Annotated in this window: 22 protein-coding genes; 10 read left to right on the forward strand and 12 right to left on the reverse strand. The window is 74.8% G+C overall.

Translation table 11 applies throughout. The annotated features are described in order from the left end of the window. Positions 1–10: 10 nt before the first annotated feature. Positions 11–1,021 (reverse strand): patatin-like phospholipase family protein, encoded by a 1,011-nt coding sequence (locus A3CO_RS0105190; protein ID WP_245561448.1) that lies wholly within the window; start codon positions 1,019–1,021, stop codon positions 11–13. Positions 1,022–1,058: 37 nt separating this feature from the next. After that, complete coding sequence (locus tag A3CO_RS0105195; protein ID WP_157647081.1) at positions 1,059–2,348, reverse strand: hypothetical protein; 1,290 nt, start codon at positions 2,346–2,348, stop codon at positions 1,059–1,061. 65 nt (positions 2,349–2,413) lie between these two features. Here A3CO_RS0105195 and A3CO_RS0105200 point away from each other — a divergent pair, with 65 nt between their 5' ends. Further along, positions 2,414–3,022, forward strand: coding sequence for a hypothetical protein (locus A3CO_RS0105200; RefSeq protein ID WP_018331174.1), 609 nt, complete (start codon positions 2,414–2,416; stop codon positions 3,020–3,022). A gap of 3 nt (positions 3,023–3,025) precedes the next feature. Here A3CO_RS0105200 and A3CO_RS0105205 read toward each other — a convergent pair whose 3' ends face one another. The 5 genes from A3CO_RS0105205 to A3CO_RS0105225 all read right to left on the reverse strand — a co-directional run bounded on the left by A3CO_RS0105205 (position 3,026) and on the right by A3CO_RS0105225 (position 7,470). Beyond that, a complete protein-coding gene (locus tag A3CO_RS0105205) occupies positions 3,026–3,343 on the reverse strand; it encodes a hypothetical protein (RefSeq protein ID WP_018331175.1) in 318 nt (105 codons plus the stop codon). Positions 3,344–3,382: 39 nt separating this feature from the next. After that, positions 3,383–4,927, reverse strand: a complete 1,545-nt coding sequence (locus A3CO_RS0105210) for a hypothetical protein (protein ID WP_018331176.1) — start codon at positions 4,925–4,927, stop codon at positions 3,383–3,385. 202 nt (positions 4,928–5,129) lie between these two features. After that, positions 5,130–5,969, reverse strand: coding sequence for a class I SAM-dependent methyltransferase (locus A3CO_RS0105215; protein WP_018331177.1), 840 nt, complete (start codon positions 5,967–5,969; stop codon positions 5,130–5,132). Beyond that, positions 5,966–6,757 (reverse strand): acyltransferase, encoded by a 792-nt coding sequence (locus A3CO_RS0105220; protein WP_084681575.1) that lies wholly within the window; start codon positions 6,755–6,757, stop codon positions 5,966–5,968. Before A3CO_RS0105220 ends, A3CO_RS0105215 begins: the two co-directional genes overlap by 4 nt. Beyond that, positions 6,754–7,470 (reverse strand): LbetaH domain-containing protein, encoded by a 717-nt coding sequence (locus A3CO_RS0105225; RefSeq protein WP_211214398.1) that lies wholly within the window; start codon positions 7,468–7,470, stop codon positions 6,754–6,756. The genes A3CO_RS0105220 and A3CO_RS0105225 overlap by 4 nt, the downstream gene beginning before the upstream one ends. A gap of 33 nt (positions 7,471–7,503) precedes the next feature. On the opposite strand from A3CO_RS0105225, the gene A3CO_RS0105230 reads away from it, so the two are divergent. Then, on the forward strand, positions 7,504–8,244 hold the full coding sequence (locus A3CO_RS0105230; protein ID WP_018331180.1) for an SGNH/GDSL hydrolase family protein: 741 nt from the start codon (positions 7,504–7,506) through the stop codon (positions 8,242–8,244). A 20-nt stretch (positions 8,245–8,264) separates the two neighbouring features. On the opposite strand, the gene A3CO_RS0105235 is transcribed toward A3CO_RS0105230, so the two are convergent. From A3CO_RS0105235 to A3CO_RS0105255, 5 genes are all read right to left on the reverse strand, one after another. Next, entirely contained in the window at positions 8,265–9,071 is an 807-nt protein-coding gene (locus tag A3CO_RS0105235; RefSeq protein ID WP_018331181.1) for a class I SAM-dependent methyltransferase, read from the reverse strand. After that, complete coding sequence (locus tag A3CO_RS0105240) at positions 9,068–10,609, reverse strand: hypothetical protein (protein ID WP_018331182.1); 1,542 nt, start codon at positions 10,607–10,609, stop codon at positions 9,068–9,070. Before A3CO_RS0105240 ends, A3CO_RS0105235 begins: the two co-directional genes overlap by 4 nt. Then, on the reverse strand, positions 10,606–11,292 hold the full coding sequence (locus A3CO_RS0105245) for a hypothetical protein (RefSeq protein WP_018331183.1): 687 nt from the start codon (positions 11,290–11,292) through the stop codon (positions 10,606–10,608). Before A3CO_RS0105245 ends, A3CO_RS0105240 begins: the two co-directional genes overlap by 4 nt. Further along, a complete protein-coding gene (locus A3CO_RS0105250) occupies positions 11,289–12,536 on the reverse strand; it encodes an MATE family efflux transporter (RefSeq protein ID WP_157647083.1) in 1,248 nt (415 codons plus the stop codon). Before A3CO_RS0105250 ends, A3CO_RS0105245 begins: the two co-directional genes overlap by 4 nt. A 168-nt stretch (positions 12,537–12,704) precedes the next feature. After that, positions 12,705–14,303 (reverse strand): pectate lyase family protein, encoded by a 1,599-nt coding sequence (locus A3CO_RS0105255; protein ID WP_026204301.1) that lies wholly within the window; start codon positions 14,301–14,303, stop codon positions 12,705–12,707. A gap of 107 nt (positions 14,304–14,410) precedes the next feature. Here A3CO_RS0105255 and A3CO_RS0105260 point away from each other — a divergent pair, with 107 nt between their 5' ends. The 8 genes from A3CO_RS0105260 to gmd (A3CO_RS0105295) all read left to right on the forward strand — a co-directional run bounded on the left by A3CO_RS0105260 (position 14,411) and on the right by gmd (A3CO_RS0105295) (position 25,956). Then, on the forward strand, positions 14,411–15,643 hold the full coding sequence (locus A3CO_RS0105260; RefSeq protein ID WP_018331186.1) for a cytochrome P450: 1,233 nt from the start codon (positions 14,411–14,413) through the stop codon (positions 15,641–15,643). Between the two features lie 233 nt (positions 15,644–15,876). Then, positions 15,877–18,141 (forward strand): transglycosylase domain-containing protein, encoded by a 2,265-nt coding sequence (locus A3CO_RS0105265; protein ID WP_018331187.1) that lies wholly within the window; start codon positions 15,877–15,879, stop codon positions 18,139–18,141. A gap of 336 nt (positions 18,142–18,477) precedes the next feature. Then, a complete protein-coding gene (locus tag A3CO_RS0105270; RefSeq protein WP_245561449.1) occupies positions 18,478–19,983 on the forward strand; it encodes a sugar transferase in 1,506 nt (501 codons plus the stop codon). A 13-nt stretch (positions 19,984–19,996) separates the two neighbouring features. Beyond that, the gene (locus tag A3CO_RS30190; protein ID WP_018331189.1) at positions 19,997–21,346 is read left to right on the forward strand and encodes a glycosyltransferase; all 1,350 of its coding nucleotides are present in this window, start codon (positions 19,997–19,999) and stop codon (positions 21,344–21,346) included. A 108-nt stretch (positions 21,347–21,454) separates the two neighbouring features. Next, positions 21,455–22,462: a GDP-mannose 4,6-dehydratase gene (gmd, locus tag A3CO_RS30195; RefSeq protein WP_018331190.1), complete on the forward strand. Its 1,008-nt coding sequence runs from the start codon at positions 21,455–21,457 to the stop codon at positions 22,460–22,462. Between the two features lie 52 nt (positions 22,463–22,514). Continuing rightward, the gene (locus A3CO_RS30200) at positions 22,515–24,032 is read left to right on the forward strand and encodes a tyrosine-protein kinase domain-containing protein (RefSeq protein ID WP_018331191.1); all 1,518 of its coding nucleotides are present in this window, start codon (positions 22,515–22,517) and stop codon (positions 24,030–24,032) included. 65 nt (positions 24,033–24,097) lie between these two features. Next, the gene (locus tag A3CO_RS30205; protein WP_018331192.1) at positions 24,098–24,772 is read left to right on the forward strand and encodes an SGNH/GDSL hydrolase family protein; all 675 of its coding nucleotides are present in this window, start codon (positions 24,098–24,100) and stop codon (positions 24,770–24,772) included. 125 nt (positions 24,773–24,897) lie between these two features. Further along, positions 24,898–25,956, forward strand: coding sequence for a GDP-mannose 4,6-dehydratase (gene gmd / locus A3CO_RS0105295; RefSeq protein ID WP_018331193.1), 1,059 nt, complete (start codon positions 24,898–24,900; stop codon positions 25,954–25,956). Position 25,957 lies beyond the last annotated feature (1 nt).

Genomic DNA, 25,957 nt, shown 5'->3' on the forward strand with positions numbered 1-25,957 from the left:
ATAGCCCCACTCAGTGCTCACGAGCCGCAGGCACCTCGCTCCGGTAGCGCTCGCGGTAGGCGTCCCAGTCGAACTCGGACAGGAATGCGGCGGCCGCGTCGTAGCCGCGCCGGTACAACGCGTCGGTGCGGGCGCGGCTGATGCCGAAGTCGAGCAGCCCGACGGTGCCGGCGTCGACGTGGATCGTCCGCGCCGCGACCCACGGCCGGTTGAGGTAGGCCTGGTCGCGGCCGACCACCATCGTCGTCAGGAGCTGCTCGAGCAGGCGCAGGGCCGTCGGCTGCGGCCAGGAGTCGAGCGGGACACGGTAGAGCGCGACCCGGTCCCCGACGCCGGGGCGGGTGGTGATGGTGACCCCGAACGTCGGCCAGCCGGGCGGGGCGCCGTCGGTGCGGTCCAGCGAGTCGATCGGGAAGTTGGAGAGCAGCCCGCCGTCGACCAGCGTCGAGGACACGGTGCCCGATCCGTGCACCAGTGTCGTCGGGCGGAACAGGAACGGGATCGACATCGACGCCCGCACCGCCTCGGCCACCGGCTGGGTGTCGGGGTCGAGGCCGTACACGCTGCGGTAGTCCCACGGCAGGCGGACGAGCTGGCCGAGGGTGAGGTCGGAGCAGGTCACGACGAGGGAGTAGCGCTGCTCCGGGGGCAGGGCCGGGTCGTCGAGGCGCAGGTCGGCCCAGGTCCGCACGCCGAGCGCCGCGAGCTCGTCGGTGATCCAGGACAGCAGGTAGTCGCCGGTGTAGAGCCCGGCGCCGGTGAGCAGCGAGAGCACCGGCCCGACGAGGGGCAGGCGGCCGACGCCGTGCCGGTCGGCGACGGCACGGAAGTCCAGCCGGCGGGTGATCTCCCCGAGCCGGTCGCCCCGGGCGCCCGCCGCGGCGATCGCGCCCACGAGGGCCCCCGCGGACGTCCCCGAGATCCGTTGCGGGGTGTATCCAGCGTCGGTCACGGCGGCGACCGCCCCGGCCAGGCCGATCCCCTTGACCCCACCACCCTCGAGCACCAGGTCAGCACGCATCACCACACCGATCATGCTCCGGACGGCGGCGTCGTGCTCAGCGCCGCGCGCCGCACGTCCCGCAGGCGGACCCGGGCGTGAGCGGGGTCCCGCACAGCGCGCAGACCTGCTCCGGTCCTGACATCGGGTCGCGCGACCACGCGCCCGCAGGCTCCGGCGCCGCCGACGCCCGCGTCGGGTCCGGCAGCCCGTCAGCGGGCGTGGCGTACCAGGCGTGCGCGGGCACGGGCGCCGTCCCGGCGGGCGCGGTTCCGGGGGCCGCGGTGCGGGCGGGCGCGGGGCCGAGCGCGTGCACCCGGTCGAGCAGGCGCCGCACCACGGGCAGCGGGGCGTCGCCGAAGTGGGCCCGGGCGTCGTCGGGGATCCACAGCGCGCCGACCACCACGGCCGCGACCGCGAGCCCGAACAGCGTCCAGCGGTCCCAGGCCAGGAGCGCCCCGAGTCCCGCGAGGCCGGCGAGCACGGTCGCGGTGACGCGGGCGCCCCGTCCGGAGCGCGGCGGGGTGCGGGCCAGGGCCGAGAAGACCCAGAGCTGCAGTGCGGCGAGGCCGGCACAGAACACGGCGGCGACGAGGACGAAGCCGCCGATCACGCCGAGCACCTCGCCGAGGGCCGTCCCGAGCTCGGACTCGGCGCCCACCGACGCCGTCACCAGACCGCCCGCGAGCGCGGCCAGCCCCACCACCCCGAGCACGACGGCCGCGAGGATCCAGCCGATCGCGGCGCCCAGCGAGCCGGTGCGCACCAGCAGTACCGACACCGGGCCGCGCACCGGGCGGGCGTAGGGCCCGACGAACCACTCCCGGGCGTCGGGGACGAGGGCGAGCACGACGGCGGCCCCGACGGTGAGCAGCGCGGCGGCGGCCAGCGGGACCACCAGCAGGCCCGACACCAGCGCGCACAGCCCGAGGGCCGCGCCCACCACGGTGAAGGCCCGGGCCGGTCGGCTGCCGAGCGCGAGGAACGCGGCGGCGAGCCCGAGCCACACGGTCCCCACCAGCCCGAACCCGGGGGACGCCGTGCCCGCCGCGCTCGCGAGCACCGCCAGTTGGTCGGTGGACAGCGCGTCGGCGGTGGAGAGCGACCCGATCAGCGTCGTGAGGCACAGCACCCCGCCGAGCGCGAGCGCCCCGATCGCGGCCCACAGCAGCACGGGCATGGCCTGGGCCCGGCCGGCGGGCCGTGCCCCGACCGGCGCAGCGAGGGTGGCCGGGGCGGCGGCAGGACCCGACGTCGGGACCGGGGGAGCGGGCATGCCGCAGGAGCGGCACCAGCCGCCCTCGACCGGCCCCCCGCCGCACTGCCGGCACTGCTGCATACCGCCCATGGCACCACAGAACGGCGCCGACCCGCGGGAGGTACGGCCGCCGACGGTGGGCAGACTGGCCGATCATGGGACTCGCGGACGCGTGGTTCGCGCTGCTGCGTACGGCGGTGGCCGCCGGGGCGCGGGACCGGGTCCTCACGCTGCCGACGGCGGCGGGTCCGGTGCGGCTGCGCGTGGCGTCGGTGACGTTCGCGGGCGGCTCGCTGCTGCGACCGGGCCGGGTGCGCGACGTGCGGGTGGAGGCGACGGACGTCGAGTGGGCGGGCCTCGCGGTCCCGCGCGCGCAGGTACACGTGGCGACGGTCGACGTCCGGCTGTCCGGGGCGCTCGAACCGGCGGGCGTGACGGTGTCCGGGATGGTGCCGCTGCCGACGGTGCAGGCGCTCCTCGACCGGTCGGGCGGGGCGACGCTACGCGTCGGGCTCGCCGACGGGGTCCCGGTGCTGCGCTGGTCCCGGGCGCCGCGCGGGCCCGCCGTCGAGGTGCGCCCGGAGATCGTCGACGCCGGGCTGGTGCTGCGGGCCGTCGCGGTCCGGTCCCGACGACGGCGCTGGCGGCTCCCCGCGCGACTCCCGGTGCTGCCCGGCAGCGGGCTGCCGCTGCCGGGCGGGTTCCGGCTCGAGGACGTGACACCGGGAGCGGACGGGGTGGCGGTGCGGCTGCACCGGCCGTGAGCGTCAGGAGACGGGCAGCGCCTCGGGGCTGGAGCGACGCTGGGCCGGGACGGCGACGTCGTCCGCGGCGGCCGCCGCCGCGACGAGGGCCTCCCGACGACGGGCGCGGCGGAGCGCGTCCGCCCGGTCGGCCTCGGCACGCACCGCGGCGCGGGCCTGGTCGTCGAGGGTGCCGCGGCGGGCCATCGCGACGAACGGCGCGATCAGCCAGGCTCCCGCGGTGGCCCCGACGGCGGCAGCAGCGGTGATCATCATGGTGTCCCCCGACATCGACGGACGCTCCGGGCGGAGCGTGCTCACCACGGTGTCGTGCTGCGGCATCCGGTCGTTAACGTAACCACCCGATCGGATGAGCAACCTTCACCCGAGTCGCGCTGCGGCGGCGAACCCGACGACCAGGGCGGCGACGAGGAACAGCACCACCACGGCGACCCCGATCACCTGACCGGCGGACGTCGAACGCGGACCGAGGCGTCCCCCGCGGAGCGCCGGCGGCAGCCCGGGCGCGACGACCGCGCCGAGCAGGCCCCCGACGGCGCCCCAGGCGAGGCCGAGGACCACCGCGGTGGCGAGGTCGAGCTGCACGCCGAACGGGCCGACGACGACCGAGGTGGCCGGGACCGCCGCGCCGAGGAGCACGGCGAGGGCGGGGCCGAGCGCCCAGCCGCGGCGCACCGCCACGTCGGGCGCGGGGGCGTGCAGGGCGGCGACCATCCCGCCGAGGGTGCAGACGACGACCGCGACCAGCGGCGCGAGCCACCACGACGGGCCCTCGCCCAGCAGGTGCACCAGCCCGATCTCGCCGTCGGCGACGGGCACCCGCGGGGTGAGGGGGACGCCGACGCCGACGGCGAACGCCACCAGCAGGGCCGACGGCGCGAACACGATCACGAGCAGCACGGCGGCGACGGCCGGGGTGCCACCGGTGGGGGTCGCGCCGGTCGGGAGCCCGGTGCCGGTGCGGGCGAGCACCGCCGCCACCACGAGCGCGAGGCCGACCAGCCAGCACGCACCGAGAATGGCGCCCAGCCCGGCGACGGGGCCCGCGAGCAGGTCGCGCGGGCGGCGCAGGGCAACGGGCAGGGCGTCGGGGCGCCGCCATGCGATCGCGAGGGCGAGCGCGCCGCCGAACCAGAGCGTGCCGCCGAGCAGCGTCGGCGCCACCGCGACGGTGAGCGTCCCGTCGGCCGCCCCCGCCCGCCCGGCCACCGCGACCGCCGCGAGGCCCGCGACGAACAGCAGCAGCGCGCGCGCCGCCTGCAGCGGGACCTCTGCCGCGGGGCGGGTGCGGGCGACGACGAGGGCGGCGCCGACCGCGACCGCGGCGCCGGTGACGAGGAGGGGAGTGGCCGCGACGGTCGCGCCGAGGCCGATCGGGGCGAGGGTGACCGCCACCGACCCGCCCACCCCGAGGGCCACGGCGACCGGCAGGAGCAGCAGCGGCGAGCCGGCGGCGGCGTCCGCACCGAGCGTCACCGCGAGCACGGCCCCGGGCAGGGCGAGGACGGCGAGCACGACGAGGGCCGTGAGCGCCGCGGCGGCCCAGTCGGCGGCCGACCCGACCCGCACCGTCGGCCGGGCGACCGACGCCGGCCCGCGGGGGACACCGGCGTTCGGGGTGTCGTGCAGCGGCACCCGCACACGAGCGGAGGGCGTGAGGGCGGGACGGTCGGCGGTCGGCCAGGGCGCGGGGCGGCCCTCGCCCTCCGGACGACGGGGGCGGGGGACCGCCCGCGCGGGCGTCGCGGGGTGCTGCGCGGTCGGGGCAGGGGCAGGGGTCGGGGTCCGGGACGGCGTCGGCAGCGGCCCGGAGCGGGACCCGGCCACGGCCGCGTCGGCGGTACCCGTGGGTGTCACCGCCGCGCGGGCCGGGGCCTCCTGCGGCGCCTGCCGGGGGGCGGGCACGTCGACCGCCCCGCAGGAGCGACAGAACGCCCAGTCGTCCGTCCGCGGCGCTCCGCACCGTGAGCACGACCCTGCCACCGCACACCCCCGTCCCCGCCCGCCCCCCGACGGCGCGGACCCCCCGTGATCACACGTCGTCGGCGCGCCCGGGTCGAGGGACACGAACGGGGGGCCTCGGCGGGCGGTACGGCCGAAGGGGTGATCACCGCCGGCCGCGGGCCACCACCCCGAAGGTGTTCGGCGGGGCCCAGTGCCGCCCGAGCGCCTGGGCCCACCCGGCCTGGGTGGACCAGTAGTGCTCGAGCCGGACGTCGGCGAACCGCCCGGCGAGCAGCGTCGCCACGGCCTGCTCGTCGACACCGTCGCGGACGCAGTGGTACTCGCTCATGTCCGACGGGTCGTTCTCGTCGTAGACCCCGCGGAGTCGCCGAGCCTGGGTCCGCAGCCCGCGCGCGAGGTCCCCGCGGGTGGTGCGCCACGCCAGGGTCGCGGCCCGGGCGAGCGCCCGCGACGGCCGGCCCTGGCGGGAGTAGAGCACCGGGTCCTGGAAGGAGACGAGGGCCCCGCCCGGCTCGACGACGGCCGCGGCGCGCGCGAGGGCGTCGAGGTAGTCCGGGATGTGGTGCAGCACCGACATGAACACGACGAGGTCGACCCGGCCGTGCGCCGCGAGGTCCCCGGTGGGGTCGTGGACCACCCGCACGCGGGGGTTGTGGCGGAACCGGCCGGCGAGGTGGGTGGCGCTCGGGGCGCTCATCTCGGTGACGACCACCTCGGCGCCCGCCGCCAGCAGGGTCTCGGTGAACGGCCCGTGCCCGGCCCCGACCTCGAGGACGCGCACCGGCCGTCCCGCACGGTCGGCGCGGTCGCCGAGGTCGGCGACGGTCGCGTTGAGGACGTCCCGCATCCACGTGTTGAGGCGGGCGTGCATGAGGTGCGGCGAGCCGTCCACGTAGTCGTGGCCGTCGCCGTGGACCGCCTCCTGCAGCTCGTGCATGGACGCGGGGGCCGTGGTCGGCTCGACCGTGGTCGCGGGGTTCACTGGACTCCGTTTCGGCGTGGGGTGGGCACCGAGACGTAGCCCTCGGTACGGGTGAAGTGGGCGCCCGAGATCGGGCGCTTGGGGGTCGCCGGGTTGCCGGCGTAGAGGTGGCCCGCGAGGGGGAGCTCGCCCTTGAGGACCGAGCCCATCGCCACCAGGCACCCGTCGGGCACGGTGGTGCCGGGGACGAGGACGACGGTGCTGCCGACGAGGCAGCGGTCGCCGATCGCGACCGCGAAGGGCTGTTGCACGTTCTGCTCGACGTCGATGCCGTGGGTGATGATCGTGGAGCGCACCCCGGCGATCGAGGTGAACTCGCCGATCGAGACGCCGCCGCTCACGTCGAGGTAGTGCCGGCTCATCAGCGCCGACTCGCGACCCATGACGAACGTGCCGGGACGGTCGTCGTCGGGGAAGGCGACGCCGAAGGCGGGCACCGCCGAAATCCAGTTCCACTGCAGGACGTGGGCGTTCTCGCCGAACCGCACGAGGCGCACCGACCGGATCACCGTGCCCGTGCCGACCGACGACGACGCCGCGAGGTCGAGCATCCCGACGCGCAGCAGCAGGCACGGCGCCACCCTCGCGCGCGGCGAGACGCGATGACCGAGCAGGCGCAGCAGGGCGTTCTTCGCCCGGGAGGCGGGCAGCACCCCGACGAGCAGCACCAGCACCGTGCGCAGCGGGCCGGGCAGCGGGGGCAGGGGTCCCCTGGCCGGGTGACGTGGCGTGTGGCTGCGGCCGTTCGGAGTAGTGCTCGGGGAAGCTGAGGTGGTCGACGCCGTCATCGGAAGCGCTCCCCGATCACCGATGGCCGTGGGGTCCCGTAGACGGCGCCGGCCGGGACGTCGCGATCGACGACGGTGTTGGGAGTGACGATGCAGGAGCGTCCGACGCGCACGCCGCGCAGCACGATGCAGCGGGTGGTCACCCACGCGCCGTCCTCGATGACGACCGGCGCGGTCACGACGCCCATGTGGTGGCGGTCGTGGGAACCCGTCGTCACGAAGGTCTCCTGGGAGAGCACGGCGTCGTGGCCCAGCGTCACGAGGTCCCGGTTGGAGATCCACACACCCTCGCCGATCCAGCACCGGTCGCCGACGTGCAGGTTCCAGGGGAACCGCACCCGCACCCGGGGCCGGATGATCACGTCGCGGCCGATCTCGGCGCCGAACGCCCGCAGCGCCCGGGCGCGCAGCCGCGAGGAGGGCTGCAGCGAGTTCGTCACCACGAGCCGCTGCACCACCCACCACAGGAACACCTGCCAGCTGGGCCGGGCCCGCGGGTCGTCGAGCGGCGGCACCTCGCCGAGGTCCACCACCGGCACCGGGTGGGTGGTCGGAGGGACCGGCGCGGCCGGGGCCGCCGCGTCACCGTGCCGGGCGGCGGCGCGGGCGATGCGGGTCCGACGGTCGAGGTCGCCCGCCGGACGCGGCAGGTCGGGGGCCGGCTCGGTGCCTGCCTCCGGGGGCACCGTCGAGGGTGCCTCGCTGCTGGTCATGACCACTCCGGAATCGTCGAGGGGGAACACCGGGTGAACCGGTACGTGTGGCAGGTGCGGCAGGCGTGGGGGCGGTTGTCGCCCGGCGCCCGCCGGGGAGTCTCGGGCGGGGTCGCGGTGCTCGTGCTGGCCCTCGTCGTGGCCGTGGTGCTCGGCGTGACGCTGCGGTTCTCCGACGTCGACGCCGCCGCGGCCACCGACCGCGGCGCCGACGTCGCCGTGATCGGCGACTCGATCTCGCAGGGCACCAAGCTCGGCGGGACCGGGCGGGCCAACTGGACCGCGATCGTGGGGGCGGCCCGGGGCTGGCGGGTCACCGACGTCGCCGTCGGCGGCACCGGGTACGTCTACGCCTCGCCCGGCACGCAGGACTTCGCGGCCGGGCAGCTCGACCGGGCGGTCGCGGTGCGGCCGGGCACGGTCGTGGTGCAGGGTTCGCGCAACGACGGCCTGACCCCGCTCCCGCAGGTCTCCGCCGCGGCGGCCGACCTGTACCGGCAGCTGCAGGACCGCCTGCCCGGGGTGCACCTGATCGTCATCGGGCCGGTCTGGTCCGACGGCACCATCACCCCGAGCCTCGAGGCCCTGCGCGACGCGGTCCGCACGCCCGCCCTGGCCGCCGGGGCGACGTTCATCGACCCCATCGGCGAGAACTGGTTCGCCGGTGCCGCGGGCGCCCAGCCGCCCGTGATCGGCAGCGACGGCGTCCACCCGACCGACGCCGGGCACCGTCTCATCGCCGACCGCGTGCTGCGCGCCCTCGAGCGGGGCTGAGACCCGACCCGGCACCGGACTCACCGCTTCCGGAGGAAGATCATGAGGGTGGCGCCGGCGGCCGACGGCAGCACCTTGTTCACCCCGAGCAGTGCGCGCATCGCGAGCGTGGAGCCCCCGACGTAGGCCGGCTCCGCGCTCGTCGCGTACACGTGGTGGTCGAAGCGGTGCTCCGGGAACCAGCGCCGCAGGGCCTCGCGGGAGTTCAGCTCGTAGGCCACCGGGAACGTGTCGCGCTCCTGCTTCGCCGGCTGCAGGCGGTGCAGGAAGGCGTGGTGCAGCCCGTTCGGCACGAGGCGTGCGCTCATCCCGACGACGCCCCATTTGCGCGGGGTGCGGGCGCACAGCCACCCGCCGGGCCGCAGGACCCGGTCGACCTCGGCGGCGAGCACCTCGGGGTTCGCCACGTGCTCGAAGGTCCAGTTGGAGACGATCATGTCCACCGAGGCGTCGGCCAGCGGGAACGCACCGGCCGGGTCGTAGACCTCGGCGCGGGTGAGCGCCGGGTTCTCCCGGACGGCCGGGTCGACGTCGAGGCCGATCAGCTCGGCGCAGCGCGGCCGGAGCCGCTGCAGCTCCCGCCGGGCGGGCACCGGGTCCTCGAGGAACTTGCCGCGGCCGGCGCCGAGGTCCACGACGACGTCGGTGGGGCGCAGCAGCGAGCCCACCCGGAAGTAGAACTCGACGGTGCCGTCCAGGCGGGTGTACCCGCCCGCCCCGAACTCGGGGAAGACCTGCGCGACGGGGGTGGTCCCGACGACGGACGGGGTCGGCGGCGGCGACACGGCTGCCGTCGGGGCGGTGGGGCGCGGCTCGAGGGTGGTCATCGTGGGTCTCCGGTGAGGGCGGGAGCCGGGGCCGGCTCGGCGGTGGGGGTGGAAGCGGGGGTGGCGGCGGGAACGGCGGTACGGGTCGAGACGAGCCAGAGCACCCCGACCATCACGACGACCCGGGCCATCGCCTGCAGCAGCGAGCCGCGCAGCAGGATGAACTCGTAGCCGGCGACGGCGGGGACGAGGACGGCGGCCAGTGGCGTGCCGCCCCCCGCCCAGAGGCGGGCCCGGACGAGGGAGTCGTCGAGGCGGCGGGCGGCGAGACCGGCGCCGCCGAGGAAGGCGATGACGCCGACCCAGCCGAAGTCCACCCAGCCCTCGGCCCAGAGCGGCGAGTCGAGGTTGGTGAACCGGAACCCGATCTGGTGGGCGATGAGCACCGCGGTGTTGTCGGGCTTGTCGGGCCACACCGAGCGCGGGAACCAGAAGAGCAGGTCGCCCGCGAGCTGCTCGCCCGCGGAGAAGCCGTTCACGTCGGTGACGCGCAGTGCGATGCCGACGTCGGTCACCGAGCCGTAGTCGGTCTTGGCGAGGACGTAGTCGATCGGGCGGGAGTAGTCGTTGCCGCGCAGGTTGTACTGCTTGGCGGTGGCGTCGCTGACCCGCGTCGCGTCGAGGTAGGGGAAGACGACGAGCGAGCTCATCGCGAAGAGGGTGACGAAGGCGGCGAGGACCAGGGGCCGGGACGTGCGCCGGTAGAGGTAGACGACGCCGAGGATCACGGTGAACGCCCAGAAGCGGGAGTTCGAGATCGGGTTGTTGACCAACGCGTTGATCCCGAGCAGCAGCGCGAACAGCAGCTGGTTCGACACGGTGCGCCGCACGGCGCGGTCGTCGACCATGAGCTTGCCCAGCGTCAGCAGTGCGATGTAGGGCATCACGTTCGCGAACACCGCGAGCAGCCCGCCGGTCGCGTTGCTGGTGGCGGTGTAGAGCCCCTGCTCGGTCAGCGTGTCGAACACCGCCTGCCGGCTGGACAGCAGCGCCGACGGGCCGCCGAGGACCGTGACGAACAGCGGCGAGAGGAGCACCGAGAGCCAGCCGAGCTGCAGGACCCGCCGGCGGTCGAGCAGCCGGCGGGGCGCGGCGGGCACCCCGGTCGGCCGCAGCCGCGAGGCCACGTCGAAGCAGAGCATCCCGAGCACCACGACGAGGCCCTGGCGCAGCTGCTCGTCGGGGGTCAGCGAGACCCCGAGGGGGTTGGTGTCCGCGAGGGCCTGGGTCAGCCCGGCCACCGCGATCCAGCAGTAGGTGAAGATCCAGAACCCGATCGTCAGCCACTGCGGCCGGGCCTGCCACATCAGGCCCAGCAGCCGTACGGCGCTGTAGACCGTCGCGACCGCGAAGAGCAGGGCCGGGAGCCCGAGGGCGGGCTGCCCGTCGAGGACGGGGACGAAGAACAGCGCCGTCGGGACCCCGATCAGCGCCGCGAAGCAGAGCAGGGGCACCAGGAACTGGACCCCGGTGAGGGGCACCGGCGGGAAGCTCGGTGCGTCGAAGGCGTCCCGCAGGCGGGACCGTCGGGTGCTCATGAGGCCCAGCTCTCGTCGAGGAGGACGGTGGCGGCGCCCGGGCCCAGGGAGAAGAACTCCCAGCCCGGCACGCTGCCGCGGACGTCGGCGATGGACGGGTCGGTCACGGTCTCCACCGAGCCGTCGGGGAGGGTGATCGCCGCGGTCGGGCCGCCGTCCAGGTCGATCGAGACCGTGAACCGCGTGCCGTCCTGCGGCAGGGAGACCGGGCCGTCGCGCAGCGCGGTCAGCGTCGTCCCGCTCGCCACCGAGTAGATCCAGCGGTGCGGGCCGATGACGAAGTGGCACTGGGTGTCGGAGATCGGCCGCCGCGTCCACGTCGCGAGGCACAGCGAGCCGGTCAGGGGGTCGCCGGGTCCGAAGGCGAAGCGGGCGCCGAGCGTGCGCACCGGGCGTCCGAGCTCCTGGCTCAGGTACACCGCGCCCTTCCCGGTGAGGTTCCCGACGGCGGCTCCTCCCGCGATGGAGGGCACGGCAGGCACGCCGAGGTTGGTGACGAGGAGCGGGACCCCCTCGTCGCCGGTGGCCGGGAGTGGTCCGGCGGGCCGGCGGGACCAGACCGTGCGCAGGTCCGGCCCGCTCTGCGCGAGCGGCTGGACGGGGCCGCCCGGGGCGGCGCACGCCGCGAGCGGGAGCAGGCTCGCCGTGGCGAGCCCGGACAGGAGGAAGGCACGACGCTTCACGGGACGGGGACCTCCGGGGTGACGGGGGTGCGGGGGAGCGGCGCGCGTTCGGCGACGACGGCCATGACGGTCAGCGAGACGGCGCCGGCGAGCGCCATGCCCCAGGCGAGCCCGTGGACCCCGGCGACGAGCATCCCGAGCAGGGCCCCGCCGAGGACGCCGGTGGTGATGACGAGCTGCACGCCGAACAGCGCGCGGGCTCGGCGGGTGCCGCGCAGGCGGGCGTGGAAGGCGACGGTCAGCCCGGCGAGCGCGCACTGGATCGCCACCGGGATCACGAGGTCGGCGAACGCGGTGTACCGGGGGAAGAGCAGGTCGAGCAGGTCGTGGCGCAGCGGGATGGCGGCGAGGACGACGAGCCCGAGCACGGCCATGGCCCCGACGGAGACCGTCCGCGCCCGGTCCACGCCCGCGTCGTCCCCGGCGGCCGCCCGTCGCGCGAACACCGGGGTGAGCAGGACCAGGACGGCCGCCATGAACGTCATCGGCGGCTGGTAGACGAGGAGCTGGACCGCACGGAGCCCGGCGGCGTCGACGGGGGCGAGGAGCAGGCCGGCGCCCAGGAGGACCACGTAGATCTGGCTCTGCCCGATGATGCTGACGCCGGTGAACCACCCCGAGAGGTACCGGGTGGCCCGCAGCCACGGCCGCGGGTCGGTCGGACGACCGGGGCCGAGCAGGGGCAGGACGGCGACGCCCGCGAGCGCGCCCACCCCCCACGCGGCGGCGAGCCCGCCGACGGTCCAGGCACCGGTCGCGGCCGTCCCGACGAGCGCGACGGCCTGCGTCAGGGCCCAGGCGCCGTCGATCGCGAGGGCCCGCGCGGTGTCGGAGCGGGCGAAGAAGACGTACCGGCCGGCGTCGGCGACGAGGGCCCCGGGCAGCCAGAGGGCGAACACCGTGAGCCAGACCAGCGGGCCGCCGACGACCGCGCCGACGAGGAACGCGACCAGGCCGCCCGCGAGTCCGAGGACGGCGGCGGCGCCGAGGGCCGAGCCGACGAGGCGGCGGGCCTCGTGCTCGTCGTCGACGGTGGGCAGGTGCGCGAGCATGGGTTCGCCGACGAAGGCGCGCACCGCGGCGGAGTAGATCGTGACCACCGCGTAGGCGACGACGAAGGAGCCGAAGGCCTCCGGAGCGAGGACCACCGAGGCGATGAACGCGGTGAGGTAGTTGGTCCCGGAACTGAGCACCTGGTCGGCGACCCCGAGGGCCGCTCGACGGGACGTCGGTACTGCTGACACGAAACCTCCCCGGATGCGGCCCGTGGCTGGACCGGCGCACACGGTGATAGCGCCCATTCGGCCTAGCCTGTTACGCCAGAAGCGCCATCGATTCAGAAGGTCACCCGCGCGTGTCCGGACCGACACCGCCCGGGTGGGGTGTGTCGCGGCGCGGACGGGTGGTGCCGGTCACACCCGGCGGGAGGTGCAGCCCACCGGTGCCTCGCCGGGCGGTGACCACACGGCCACCGTCTGGTCGCCGGTGAGGGAGGTGACCTCGACGTCGCGGGCGGTGTCGACCCAGAAGGCCGACGCCGCGGGGGCCCCGGAGGCCGCCCGCTGGTCGAGCGCGAGCGTGACGCCCACGGGGTCGGAGGGGCGCTGGGGCGTCGGGTAGCCGAGGATGCCGTAGCGGGCGAGGCCGCCCCGGGCGCGGACGACGAGGTCGAGGGAGACGTGGCTGGTGGGGTGGGCCGGGGCGTTGGAGTTGGCCACCGCCCACACCGTCTGCTGCGCGCCGGTCCCGAGGTGGGTCAGGTGCGCCTGCACCGAGACGTTCGAGCAGTTCACGGCGAGGGCCCGCCGGTCGGCGGTGTCGGTCGCGGGGATCGAGACCGTGACGTCGGTCAGCGTGATGTCGTAGCACTGCTCGCCGATGTCGATCGCGGTGCTCGCCGTGGCGACGGTACCCGCGGCGAGGGCGGTGGCCGTGCCGCTGATCGAGCGCAGGATCGAGGAGTGCCCGGCGTGCTTCAGCTCGATCATGCGCGAGCTCCACGTGCCGGACACCCGCTCGATCGTCGAGAGCACCAGCGCGTTGATCCCGATCATGTTCTCGCAGCGCAGCGTCAGGTCGTGGAACCAGCCGCGCCAGACGCCGTTGCGGGCGGTGAAGCCCGCCGAGTCGAGCGCGAAGCGCCCCACCTCGACGTTCTGGACGATCTCCCACGGGATGCCGAGGAAGTAGTCCACGCCGGCGTTCACGCACAGCCGGGGGCCGGCGAGCACGGTGGGGTCGGAGCTCGCCGCGACGATCGTCCACGGCACCGGCAGCTCGAGGGTGAGCGTGGCTCCGGAGATCGCCACGACCCGGTTCCACTGCTCGGCGTCGTAGGTCAGCCCCTCGAAGTCCACGAAGGGGTCGTTGTCGCAGCGCACGTTGACGACGTCGCCGACCCGCAGCGCCGCGTCGCCGAGGGGCTGGGTGAGACGGACCGTGCGGGTCCCCGCCGTGATCGGGGCCAGGGTGCGCACCGCCCAGCCGACCCCGGCCCGGTCGGCCTGCATGGCGACCGGGTGGATGTCGCCGATCCGGAAGCTGTGGGCGAGGGCCCAGTCCAGGTTCGTCGCCCGGGAGCGCGGGTTGACCAGCCGCGTCGTCGGGACCGCGCCGTCCGCCCCCGCCCCGAGGTGGTGCTGGCCGGAGTGCACGACGATCGCGGTCGAGTGGCGGTAGGTGCCGGCGGGATAGAAGACCCCGGGGACGCCGCGGTCGGCGGCGGCCTGGATGGCGGCACCGTCGAGCTCGTCGGTGAGGGCGGTGGCGGCCGGGTAGACGCGGCGGGCGTCGTCGAGCGTCGCGAACCGGGTCGAGAGCGGCCGGGACACCCCGTCGCCGACCGCGCCGAAGTCGGTCACCACCGCCCAGCCGGCGGCGCGGGCCGCCGCCGTCGTGGTGGGACGGCTCGCGACGAATCCCGGCGGCGGGGGCGGCAGGGACGCGCCGAGGGCGAGGGCCCCGAGGGCGAGACCGCCGGCGAGGACACTGCGCCGATCGGCGGATGCCATGGTCAACAGCATGGGCCGTGGGCCGCCGCCGCCCGGCGTCGTGTCGCCCGAAGGTGTGACGGCGAGTATATCGTTAGCCTCAGCAATCAAGACGTGGAGGCTGAGCCATGACGGTGACCGTGGAGACCACAGGGGCAGGCACGCCGGAGTCCGGGGACCCGCACTACCCGATGGCCCGGCAGTGCCCGTTCGACCCGCCGCGGGAGCTGACCGAGATCCAGGCGCAGGAGCCGGTCCGCCGGGTCACGCTGTGGGACGGCAGCCACCCGTGGCTCGTCACCCGGCACGCCGACGTCCGCGCGGTGCTCGCCGACCAGCGCTTCTCCGCCGACGTGTTCACCCCCGGGTACCCCGCGACCTCGGCGGGGGTGACGGCGCGCCGCAAGAACGCGCCGAGCTTCATCGCCATGGACGACCCGCAGCACGCCTTCTTCCGCCGGATGCTCATCAGCGAGTTCAGCGTGAAGGCGATCCGCCGGCTGCAGCCGATGATCACCGAGGCCGTGGACGACCTGCTCGACGGCATGGCCGCCACGGAGCAGCCGGTCGACCTGGTCCAGGCGTTCGCGCTGCCGCTGCCGAGCCTGGTGATCTGCCGGATGCTCGGCGTGCCCTACGCCGACCACCCGTTCTTCCAGGCCCGCTCGCACACGCTGGTCGACACCCGGTCGTCGGTCGAGGACTCGGTGGCCGCCTCCGACGAGCTGCTGGCCTACCTCGAGGGCCTCGTCGCCGAGCGGGAGACGTCGGGCTCCGAGGACGACCTGCTGGGGCGGCTCGCGGTCCGGCACGTCCGCACCGGCGAGCTGACCCGCCACCAGGCGGCCTCGATGGGGCTGCTGCTGCTCGTCGCCGGCCACGAGACCACCGCGAACATGATCGCGCTGGGCACCCTCCTGCTGCTGCAGGACCCGGAGCAGACCGCGAAGGTGCGCGACGGCGAAGCGGTCGAGGGTGCGGTGGAGGAGCTCCTGCGCCTGCTGACCGTGACCCACTTCGGCCGGCGCCGGGTCGCCACCGAGGACGTCGAGATCGGCGGGGTGACCATCCGGGCGGGGGAGGGCGTGGTCGCGGCGGGCGAGATCGCGAACCGCGACCCGGAGGTCTTCGCCGACCCCGACACCCTCGACGTCGACCGCACGCCGAACCACCACGTCGCGTTCGGCCACGGCGTGCACCAGTGCCTCGGCCAGCAGCTCGCGCGCGTGGAGCTCCAGGTCGCCTACCCGGCCCTGCTGCGGCGCTTCCCGGGCCTGCAGGTGGACACGCCGCTCGACGAGATCGCCTTCCGCGACGCGATGGTCGTCTACGGGGTGCACGAGCTCCCCGTCCGGTGGTGAGACGCGACGCCGACCGTGATGGTGGGAGACGGAGCGCAGCGGAGCTCGACCGTGATGGTGGGAGACGGAGCGCAGCGGAGCTCGACCGTGATGGTGGGAGACGGAGCGCAGCGGAGCTCGACCCTGATGGTGAGTCCCTCACCGGTTCTTTCCGGGTACCGGGGAGAATGTCGTCCCGACGGCGGGTCCCACCCGCCGTCGGGAATTGTCCGGAATGAGTGGGTCTGGGGTCGATGACGGCGAAGGTGCGGCTGCTGGCCGTGACGGTGATTGCCGGGATTCTCGTGGCGGGGCTCGTGTTCCCGCTGGTGGGAGGCGTGGGACTGCTGTCCAGCCAGGCGATCGTGGGGGCGCAGGACACCAGTCCGGGCGTGATCGCGGGGGACATGCCCTCGATCACCACGGTCACCGACATGAACGGTGCGCCCATCGCGTACCTCTACGACCAGAATCGCCAGATCGTCCGGTCCGACCAGATCGCGGTGACGATGAAGGCGGCGATCGTCGCCATCGAGGACCGGCGGTTCTTCTCCGAGTCCGGGCTCGACCCCCGCTCGATCGCCCGCGCGGTGGTGAACAACGGCTCGGGCGGCTCCACCCAGGGGGCGTCGACCCTGACCGAGCAGTACGTCAAGAACTACGACGAGTACGTCGCCGCGCGGACCCCGGCCGAGCAGCTCAAGGCCACCGAGGCCACCTTCGGGCGTAAGCTGCGCGAGGCCCGGGTCGCCGAGCAGCTCGACCACTCGCTGTCGAAGGACGAGATCCTCACCCGGTACCTCAACGTGGTGTACCTGGGGAACCAGTCGTACGGGGTCGCGGCCGCCGCGCGCACCTACTTCAACACCACGCCCGACAAGCTGACCGTCCCGCAGGCGGCCCTGCTGGCCGGGATGGTGCAGAGCCCGACGGCCTACGACCCGGTCAACCACCCGCAGGCCGCGACGGGGCGCCGCAACATCGTCATCGACCAGATGCGCCAGCAGGGTGAGCTCACCCCGGAGCAGGCGGCCGCCGCCACGGCGGCCCCGCTCGGCGTGCCCACCACGCTGACCGGGCTGGCCAACGGCTGCGTCGGGGCGGGCGACGACGGCTTCTTCTGCAGCTACGTCCTCGACTACCTCGACCAGGCCGGCATCACCCCCGAGCAGCTGCGCTCCGGCGGCTACACGGTGCGGACCACGCTCGACCCGGCGGCGATGGCCGCCGCCAAGCAGGCCGTCGACGCGAAGGTGCCGCCGACCCAGCCGCACGTGGCCGACACGCTCGCGATCGTGGAGCCCGGCGCCACCTCGCACCCGGTCCGGGCGCTGGCGGCCAACCGCGGCTACGGGCTGGACGCCGCCGCGGGGCAGACCACCTACGACCTGCCCGTCGAGCCGGAGAACCTCGGCGCGGGCTCGGTCTACAAGATCTTCACCTCGGCGACCTACCTCCTGGGCGGCGGCGGCATCTCCAATGTCATCCCGGTGCCGCCGTCGGGGTACGCCTCGCCGCTCTCGCCCGGCTTCGTCGTGGCGAACGACGGCAACTACCCGGGCCAGCTGACCCTGCAGGACGCGCTCGCGCAGTCGCCCAACACCGCCTTCGTCAAGCTCGAGGAGACGACGGGAGTGGCGCCGGTGGTCGACATGGCCGTGAACATGGGCATGACCTCGCTGGCCAAGCCCACCGCCAACGGTGGACCGTCGATCGCCGACACCGTGAAGGCGCAGAACCAGGCGTCGTTCACCCTCGGACCGACGCCGACGTCCCCCCTGGAGCTCGCGAGCGTGGGCGCGACCCTCGCCTCCCACGGCACCTGGTGCCCGCCCGACCCGGTCATGGCGGTGACCGACGCCTCCGGGGCGCCCGTGACGCTGCCGACGACGACGTGCCACCAGGCCCTGCCGCCGCAGCTCGCGGACACCCTGATGACCGGGATGTCGAAGGACGACCAGCCCGGCGGCACGTCCGCGGCCTCCGCCGTCGCGGCGGGCTGGAACCGGCCGACGGCGGCCAAGACCGGGACCACCGAGGTCTCGGAGTCCGGGGCGTTCGTGGGGGCGACCCCGCAGATGTCGGGCGCGTCGATCGTGTTCGACGACTCCGCCTCGCCCCGCCCGATCTGCTACGGCACCCCGCCGACCTCGTGCGCGACCGGGAACCTGTTCGGTGGCGAGACGCCGGCCGCGACCTACTACCAGGCGATGACGCAGGTGCTCGCCGGTCAGCCGGTGCAGCCGCTGCCCGCCACCGACCCGCGCTTCATCGCCGGCGGGAACCGGATCGCGGTGCCGCAGGAGATCGGGCGACCCGTCGACCAGGCGGCCGCGGCGCTGCGGGCCGCGGGCTTCGTGGTCACGACCTCGCAGGTCGACAACCGCTCGCCCGCCGGCACCGTGGTCGGCCAGACCCCGGGTGGGGGCGGGGGACAGGGGATCGAGGGGCAGACGATCGCCCTGGTGTCCTCCAGCGGGAAGGTGCCGGCGCCCCCGGCGGCCCCGACCACACCCTGATCCGCGCTCACCCCAACGGGTTGTTCGCGCGAGAAGATCGCGCACAACTGAAGCGATCCCGACGTCAGGTAACCTGATCGTCACGTCGCCTGACCGGGTGAACGTGCGGGGTTCCTGCGACACGATCGCCCGGTCGCGGCGTCGGTCCGGGTCCGGACTGTCGGATCCCGCGTCGAGATCACGTCGCGATCACGGAACGATACGTCTCACGCTCCGTGATCGTCTGTCGGGCTGCGGCCAGCTGCTCCGTTCGGAGTAGCACTCGCGCTCCACCCGCCGATGCCTGCCGGTGAACACGACCGGCAGCGAGAGGCGAGGTGATCGTCGGTGACCAGCATGCGGACCGGAGCGGACGCCCGGGACGGGGTGCGGACGTCCGACCCGCAGGGACCCGTCGTCGGGGTGATCGGGGACCCGCTGACCGCGGCGACCGGCCTGGCGGGGGTGGACGCGGTGCGCCGCACGCGGATGAGCTGGGCGCGCCGGCTGATGGTGCTCGACCTCGCGGTCGTCGCGGCGGTCGGCCTCGTGGCGGCCTGCTTCGTCCCCTCCATCGTCGCGACGCACCCGGGGATCACCGCCGCGCTCGTCGTCGGGCTGGTGGTCCTGCTCGGCGTCGCGTTCGCGCTCGGCCGGTGCTGGCACCCGGTCCAGGTGTCCTCGGGCGGGCTGGAGTGCACGCGGATCGTGCAGTCGGGGACCGGGGCGCTCCTGGTGCTCGCCCTCACCGAGGTCGCGCTGCGGGACTACCGGCTGCAGCCCTACACGCTGTTCGTGCTCCCGGCCGCCGTGGTCGCGGTGCTGGTCGGCCGGGGCATCGCCCGGTCGGTCCTGCACCGGCGCCGGCGGCAGGGGATCGGGCTCACCAACGTCCTCGCGGTCGGCTCGTCCGAGTCGGTGACCGACCTCGTCGAGCGCACCCGACGGGCCCCGGAGTTCGGGTGGACGGTCGTCGCCGCCTGCACCCCGCGGGGGCAGGGCGACTGCCTCGGCGTCCCCGTCGTCGGGGACCTCGACGACGCGGCCGAGCAGGTCCGGCGCGTCGGCGCCGAGATCGTGGCCGTCGCCCCGGCCCCGGGCTGGTCGGGGCAACGCCTGCACCGCCTCGCGTGGCGGCTCGAGGGCACCGACCTCGACCTCGTCGTCGACCCCGGGCTCATGGAGATCGCCGGGCCGCGGCTGCACATGACCCCGGTCGACGGTCTGCCGATGATCCGGCTGACCCAGCCGACCTTCCGCGGCTGGGGCCGGGTGTCCAAGGCGATCGTCGACCGGTTCCTCGCGGCGAGCGCGATCCTCCTGCTCGCCCCGGTGCTGATCACCCTGGCGGTGCTGGTGAAGCGCGAGGACGGCGGCCGGGTGTTCTTCCGCCAGGAGCGGGTGGGGCGCGGCGGAGAGACCTTCCGGATGCTCAAGTTCCGGTCGATGGTCGCCGACGCCGAGACCGTCCGCGCGGGGCTCCGCAGCGTGAACGAGGGGAGCGGACCGCTGTTCAAGGTCCGCGCCGACCCCCGGGTCACGCGCATCGGACGCATCCTGCGGCGCTATTCCCTCGACGAGCTCCCGCAGCTGTTCAACGTCCTCGGCGGCTCGATGTCCCTGGTGGGTCCCCGCCCGCCGCTGCCCGCGGAGGTCGCGCAGTACGCCGACGACGCCCGCCGACGCCTCCTCGTCCGCCCCGGCATGACCGGCCTGTGGCAGGTCTCGGGACGGTCCGACCTGTCCTGGGACGAGTCCGTGCGCCTCGACCTGCGCTACGTCGAGAACTGGTCGCCCGGCCTCGACGTGCACATCCTCGCCCGCACCGTCTCCGCCGTCGTCACCGGCCGCGGCGCGTACTGAGAAGAGACCTCCCGTGAAGCCGCTCGACATCCTCGTCCTGGGCCTGAACTACGCACCCGAGCCCACGGGCATCGCGCCCTACACCACCGGGACCGCCCGCTTCCTCGCCGACGCGGGCCACCACGTCCACGTCGTCACCGGGTTCCCGCACTACCCGCACTGGGAGATCGCGCCGGAGTACCGGTCGCGGGGCCCGGTCCTGCACGAGCGCGACGGCGACGTCCGGGTGACCCGCGTGGCCCATCCGGTGCCGACCGACCCGACCGGGACCGGACGGATCCGGATGGAGGCCGCGTTCGCCGCGCGGGCCGCGCTCGTCGCCACCCCCCGGCCCGACGTCGTCCTCGCGGTCAGCCCCGCACTGCTCACCGTGGGGGCGGCCCTGCGCCGCCGCCTCGGCGGGGCGGCGCTCGGCGTGATCCCGCAGGACCTCTACAGCTACGCCATCGCGGAGGCCCAGGCCCTCGGCGGGCACGCGGCGGGGGTGGCGGCGCGCCTGGAGCGTGCCCTGCTGCGCCGCGCCGACGGGGTCGTGGCCATCCACGCGAGCTTCGCCCGCTCGCTCGCCGACCTCGGCGTCGACCCGCACCGCATCACCACGATCCGGAACTGGAGCCACGTCACGCCCGTCGACGCGGCCCCGGACCGGGTCCGCGCCCTGCGCCACGCGTTGGGCTGGGCCGACGACGAGATCGTCGCCCTGCACGCGGGGAACATGGGCGCGAAGCAGGGCCTGGAGAACGTCGTCGAGGCCGCCCGGCTGGCCGACGCGACCGGGGCCGCCGTGCGCTTCGTCCTGCTCGGGACCGGCAACCAGCGGGCCCGGCTCGAACGGCACGGGGCCGGCGTCGGGGCGCTGCAGTTCCTCGACCCGCTGCCCGCGGGCGACTTCGAGCTCGCGATGGCCGCCGCCGACGTGCTGGTGCTCAACGAGAAGCCCGGCGTCGAGGAGATGTGCGTGCCCTCCAAGCTGACGTCGTACTTCGCCGCCGGCCGCCCGGTGGTCGCGGCCACCGCCGAACGGTCGGCGGCCGCCGCGGAGATCCGGGCGTCGGGCGGGGGCGTGCGCGTCGCCGCGGGCGTGCCCGAGGACCTGCTCCGCGCGGTCCTGCGCGCCGGGCTCGACCGCGAGGAGGCCGCCGCGGCAGGTCTGCGCGGCCGGCTGTTCGCCCGGGACGCGCTGTCCGAGGACGCCGCCCGCGCCGCCTACGTCGCCTGGGTCGAGGGGTTGGCCGCACGCCGTGCGGGCCGGCCGCCCGAGGTGACGATCCCGGCGCCCCGAACCGCCCCGGACGCCACCGTGGTGGCCGCCACGAGGGTGGACGCATCACCGACGGAAATGGTCGGGATTCGGCGGGAATGATATTCCACCTGATCGGGTGGAAATGGTCGACGGCGACTATCAACACCGATGTCGGACACGATATCCCGGGAGACGAACCGGGTGCGAAACACTGTTGGGGGATGGGCCATGAAGCGTGCACTGATCACCGGGATCACCGGTCAGGACGGGTCGTACCTGGCGGAACTGCTGATCGAGAAGGGGTACGAGGTGCACGGGATCATCCGGCGTTCCTCGACGTTCAACACCGGCCGGATCGAGCATCTCTACCAGGACCCGCACGAGCAGGACCCGCGGTTGGTGCTGCACTACGGCGACCTGACCGACTCCAGCCGGCTGGTCACGCTGATCGAGAAGGTCCGCCCGGACGAGGTGTACCACCTCGCCGCCCAGTCCCACGTCCGCGTCTCGTTCGACGAGCCCGAGTACACCGGCAACACCACCGGCGTGGGCACCGCCCGCTTGCTCGAGGCCATCCGGATGGTCGGGATCGAGACCCGCTACTACCAGGCGTCGTCCTCGGAGATGTTCGGCGCGACCCCGCCCCCGCAGAACGAACAGACCCCGTTCTACCCGCGCAGCCCGTACGGCGCGGCGAAGGTCTACGGGTACTGGATGGCCCGGAACTACCGCGAGGCGCACGGCATGTTCGCGGTCAACGGGATCCTGTTCAACCACGAGTCCCCGCGCCGCGGCGAGACGTTCGTGACCCGCAAGATCGCCCGCGCCGCCGCCCGGATCGCGCTCGGTCTCGAGCAGCACGTCTACCTGGGCAACCTCGACGCGGTCCGCGACTGGGGCTACGCCCCGGAGTACGTGGAGGGGATGTGGCGGATGCTGCAGGCCGATCACGGGGACGACTACGTGCTGGCGACCGGGACCGCCACCACCGTCGCGCAGTGGGTCGAGTACTGCTTCGACCACGTCAACCTGAACTGGACCGACCACGTCCGGTTCGACCCCACCTACCTGCGCCCCACCGAGGTCGACGCCCTGATCGGCGACGCCTCGAAGGCCCGCCGCCGGCTGGGCTGGGCCGCGCAGACCATGCCCGAGCAGCTCGCCCGGATCATGGTCGAGGCCGATCTCGCCGAGAACCGGGCCGCCGCGCCCCGCCGGACGGCGGGTGCCCGATGACCGCCGGCGCCCACCTCCCCGCTCTGCACGCCCACCCCGGAAGGACCGTTCGGTGACCGCCCGCGACTACTTCTCCCTGCTCGGCCAGCACTGGCGCACGATCGTCGCGTCCGCCCTCGTCGGGATCGCCGTGGCCGGGATCCTCGTCCTGCTCGCCCCCGTGAAGTACGCGGCGTCGGTGACCCTCTACATCTCCACCCAGCAGACCAACTCCAGCTCCACGGACGCCTACCAGGGCAGCCTGCTCTCGCAGGACCGGGTGAAGTCCTACACGGAGCTGCTCTCCAGCTACCGCCTCGGCCAGGAGGTCGCGACCGACCTGAACCTGGCGATGGACCCGCAGGACATCGCCGACGAGGTGTCCGCCAGCGTCACCCCGAACACCGTGCTGCTCACGGCGGAGGTCACCGACACCTCCCCGCAGCGGGCGGAGGCCATCGCGGGCGCGATCGGGCGCCGGTTCCCGGCCCTGATCGCCCAGCTCGAGAAGCCCGCCGCGTCGACGCTGCCGCCCTCGGTCAGCGCCACGGTGGTGCAGGGCCCGCTGCTCACCCCGGACGCGGTGTCGCCGCGGCCGGTGATCGACCTCGGCATCGGGCTCGCCGCCGGCCTGCTCCTCGGGATCGCGATCGCGGTCCTGCGCCGCACCCTCGACCGCTCGGTGCGCACGGTGGAGCAGCTGGCCGAGGTCTTCCCGAAGCCGCTCCTCGGGACCCTCGCCGAGGACCGGACCGTCGAGACCCACCCGTTGTTCCTCCGCGACCGACCGACCTCGCCGATCGCCGAGAGCATGCGCGCGGTCCGGACGAACTTCGACATGTTCGACTTCGACCACGCCACCACCGTCATGGCCGTCACCAGTGCGGTCGAGGACGAGGGCAAGTCGACGCTGCTGGTCAACCTGGCGCTCGCCCAGGCCGTGGCCGGGCGCCGCGTGCTCGTGGTCGAGGGCGACCTGCGCAAGCCGCGCGCCGCCCAGTACCTCGGCCTCAGCGAGGACGTCGGCCTCACGCAGGTGCTCACCGGCCGCGCGGAGGTCGACGACGTGCTGCAGCGGGGACCCGTGGCGGGTCTCGACCTGCTCGCGAGCGGCCCCCGGCCGCCGAACCCCTGCGAGATGATCGAGTCGACGCAGATGGCCGACCTGCTCGGGTCCCTGCGTGAGCGCTACGACCTCGTGCTCGTCGACGCCCCGCCGTTGCTGCCGGTGGCGGACGGGCTCGCGCTCGCCCGCCTGGCCGACGGCGTCGTCTTCACCGTGCGGGCCGGCTTCACCCGGGCCGCGCTGGTGCACCGGGCGCACGACATGCTGCGGACCGCGGGTGTCGACCACGTGGGCGTGGTGTTCAACCGCACCACGGACCGCACCGACGGCTACTACGCGGGCTACTACTACGCGGAGCCGCAGCGCACGGCCCTCGCCCCGACCCCGGAGCGCGAGGCCACGCCGACCCCGGGGCCCACGGCGGCCGGGGCGCACCTCGAGGGCGACGTCGAGCACGCGACCGACCGGGCCCTGGCCCGCCGCGCGGAGCAGCAGGCGTCGGCGACCAGCGGGCCGCGGTCGTGACCGCAGGGACCCGCACGGCACGCCCGGCGCCGGCGGGTCCCCTTCCGCCGCCGGTCCGGCGGCGGGTGCCCCGCGCGGTCGTCGTCATCCTGACGGCGGGTGCGGTGCTGGCCGTCGCGTGCACGCTCGTCGCGACGGCGTTCGCGCCCCGACCCGCCGTCGGGCCCGGCGCCACCGTGGCCGTCATCGGCGACAGCTACTCGGCCGGGACCGCCCTCGGTGGCCTCGGCGCCGCGAACTGGACGGCCCGGCTCGCCCGGGACCGCGGCTGGCGGATGCACGACCTCGCGATCCCGGGCACGGGCTACCTCGCCTCCCGGCCCGGTGCGCCGGACTACGCCGCGGCGCAGCTCGACCCCGCCGTCGCCCTGGAGCCGGACCTCGTCGTCGTACAGGGCTCGCTGAACGACGGCGGTCTGCCGCCGGAGCGGGTGGGCGCCGCGGCCGCGGAGCTCTACGCCGCGATCCACGTCCGCGCCCCGCTGGCCCGGCTCGTGGTGATCGGGCCGGCCTGGCCCGGGGACACCCCGCCCGCCACGACGCTGGCGGTCCGCGACGCGGTCGGCGAGGCGGCCCGCGCGGCCGGTGCCGCCTGGATCGACCCGATGAGCGAGCAGTGGTTCGCCGACCCGGCGGCGCGGGCGACGATCGGCGCGGACGGCCTGCACCCCACCGACGCGGGGCACCGGCTCATGGCCGACCGGACCGCCGACGCGTTGTCGGCCCTCGGCCTCCGGTGAACCCGACCGGGTGAATCGGAACGAATCCGCGACATTCCCGCCGCGTGCCTCCGTCGCATTCCCAGGGTCTTTTCCCCGCCCGCTCCGACGCACGTGAGAGACACCATTCCCGGAAGGACGAGTACGTGAGCCCGACTGCCGCCAGGACCGCATTCATCACCGGCATCACCGGTCAGGACGGGTCGTATCTCGCGGAACTGCTGCTCGCCAAGGGCTACGAGGTGCACGGGCTCATCCGCCGCGCCTCGACGTTCAACACGCACCGGATCGACCACCTCTACCGCGACCCGCACGACGCGGGGTCCCGGTTGCACCTGCACCACGGCGAGCTGACCGACTCCTCGCGGCTGGTGTCGCTGCTCGCGGAGATCGCGCCCGACGAGGTCTACCACCTGGCGGCGCAGTCGCACGTGCGCGTCAGCTTCGACGAGCCGGAGTTCACCGCGAACACCACCGGCATCGGGACGATCCGGCTGCTCGAGGCCATCCGGATGATCGGGCTCGACGTCCGCTTCTACCAGGCGTCGAGCTCGGAGATGTTCGGCGCGACCCCGCCCCCGCAGCACGAGGACACCCCGTTCCACCCCCGCTCGCCCTACGGGGTGTCGAAGGTCCTCGGCTACTGGACCACCCGCAACTACCGCGAGGCGTACGACCTCTTCGCGGTCAACGGCATCCTGTTCAACCACGAGTCCCCGCGCCGCGGCGAGACCTTCGTGACCCGCAAGATCGCCCGCGCCGCCGCCCGCATCGCCCTCGGCCACGAGGCGCTGGTCCACCTCGGCAACCTCGACGCGGTCCGCGACTGGGGCTTCGCCCCGGAGTACGTCGAGGGCATGTGGCGGATGCTGCAGGCCGACGAGCCCGACGACTACGTCCTCGCGACCGGCACCGCGTACACCGTCGAGGACTTCGCGCGCCTGTGCTTCGACCACGTGGGCCTCGACTGGACCCGGCACGTGCGCTTCGACGAGCGCTACCTGCGGCCGACCGAGGTGGACGCGCTCGTCGGCGACTCCTCGAAGGCCGAGCGCGAGCTCGGGTGGCGCGCCCGGACCCTGGCGCCGGAGCTCGCCCGCATCATGGTCGACGCCGAGCTGTCCGCGCTCCGTGGGCCCGCGGCGGACGTCGCCCCGCTGCCCCTGGTCCCGGCCGGTCGCCCCGACCGGCCGCTCGCGGGCTGAG

The organism is Actinomycetospora chiangmaiensis DSM 45062, assembly GCF_000379625.1.
Taxonomy (GTDB): Bacteria; Actinomycetota; Actinomycetes; order Mycobacteriales; family Pseudonocardiaceae; genus Actinomycetospora; species Actinomycetospora chiangmaiensis.

Bases quoted from the DNA above. Each gene is read 5' to 3' on its own strand.
- A3CO_RS0105190 (WP_245561448.1), bottom strand. From the start codon at position 1,021: ATGCGTGCTGACCTGGTGCTCGAGGGTGGTGGGGTCAAGGGGATCGGC.
- A3CO_RS0105195 (WP_157647081.1), bottom strand. From the start codon at position 2,348: ATGGGCGGTATGCAGCAGTGCCGGCAGTGCGGCGGGGGGCCGGTCGAG.
- A3CO_RS0105200 (WP_018331174.1), top strand. From the start codon at position 2,414: ATGGGACTCGCGGACGCGTGGTTCGCGCTGCTGCGTACGGCGGTGGCC.
- A3CO_RS0105205 (WP_018331175.1), bottom strand. From the start codon at position 3,343: ATGCCGCAGCACGACACCGTGGTGAGCACGCTCCGCCCGGAGCGTCCG.
- A3CO_RS0105220 (WP_084681575.1), bottom strand. From the start codon at position 6,757: ATGACGGCGTCGACCACCTCAGCTTCCCCGAGCACTACTCCGAACGGC.
- A3CO_RS0105225 (WP_211214398.1), bottom strand. From the start codon at position 7,470: ATGACCAGCAGCGAGGCACCCTCGACGGTGCCCCCGGAGGCAGGCACC.
- A3CO_RS0105235 (WP_018331181.1), bottom strand. From the start codon at position 9,071: ATGACCACCCTCGAGCCGCGCCCCACCGCCCCGACGGCAGCCGTGTCG.
- A3CO_RS0105240 (WP_018331182.1), bottom strand. From the start codon at position 10,609: ATGAGCACCCGACGGTCCCGCCTGCGGGACGCCTTCGACGCACCGAGC.
- A3CO_RS0105255 (WP_026204301.1), bottom strand. From the start codon at position 14,303: ATGGCATCCGCCGATCGGCGCAGTGTCCTCGCCGGCGGTCTCGCCCTC.
- A3CO_RS0105260 (WP_018331186.1), top strand. From the start codon at position 14,411: ATGACGGTGACCGTGGAGACCACAGGGGCAGGCACGCCGGAGTCCGGG.
- A3CO_RS0105265 (WP_018331187.1), top strand. From the start codon at position 15,877: ATGACGGCGAAGGTGCGGCTGCTGGCCGTGACGGTGATTGCCGGGATT.
- A3CO_RS0105270 (WP_245561449.1), top strand. From the start codon at position 18,478: ATGCGGACCGGAGCGGACGCCCGGGACGGGGTGCGGACGTCCGACCCG.
- gmd (WP_018331190.1), top strand. From the start codon at position 21,455: ATGAAGCGTGCACTGATCACCGGGATCACCGGTCAGGACGGGTCGTAC.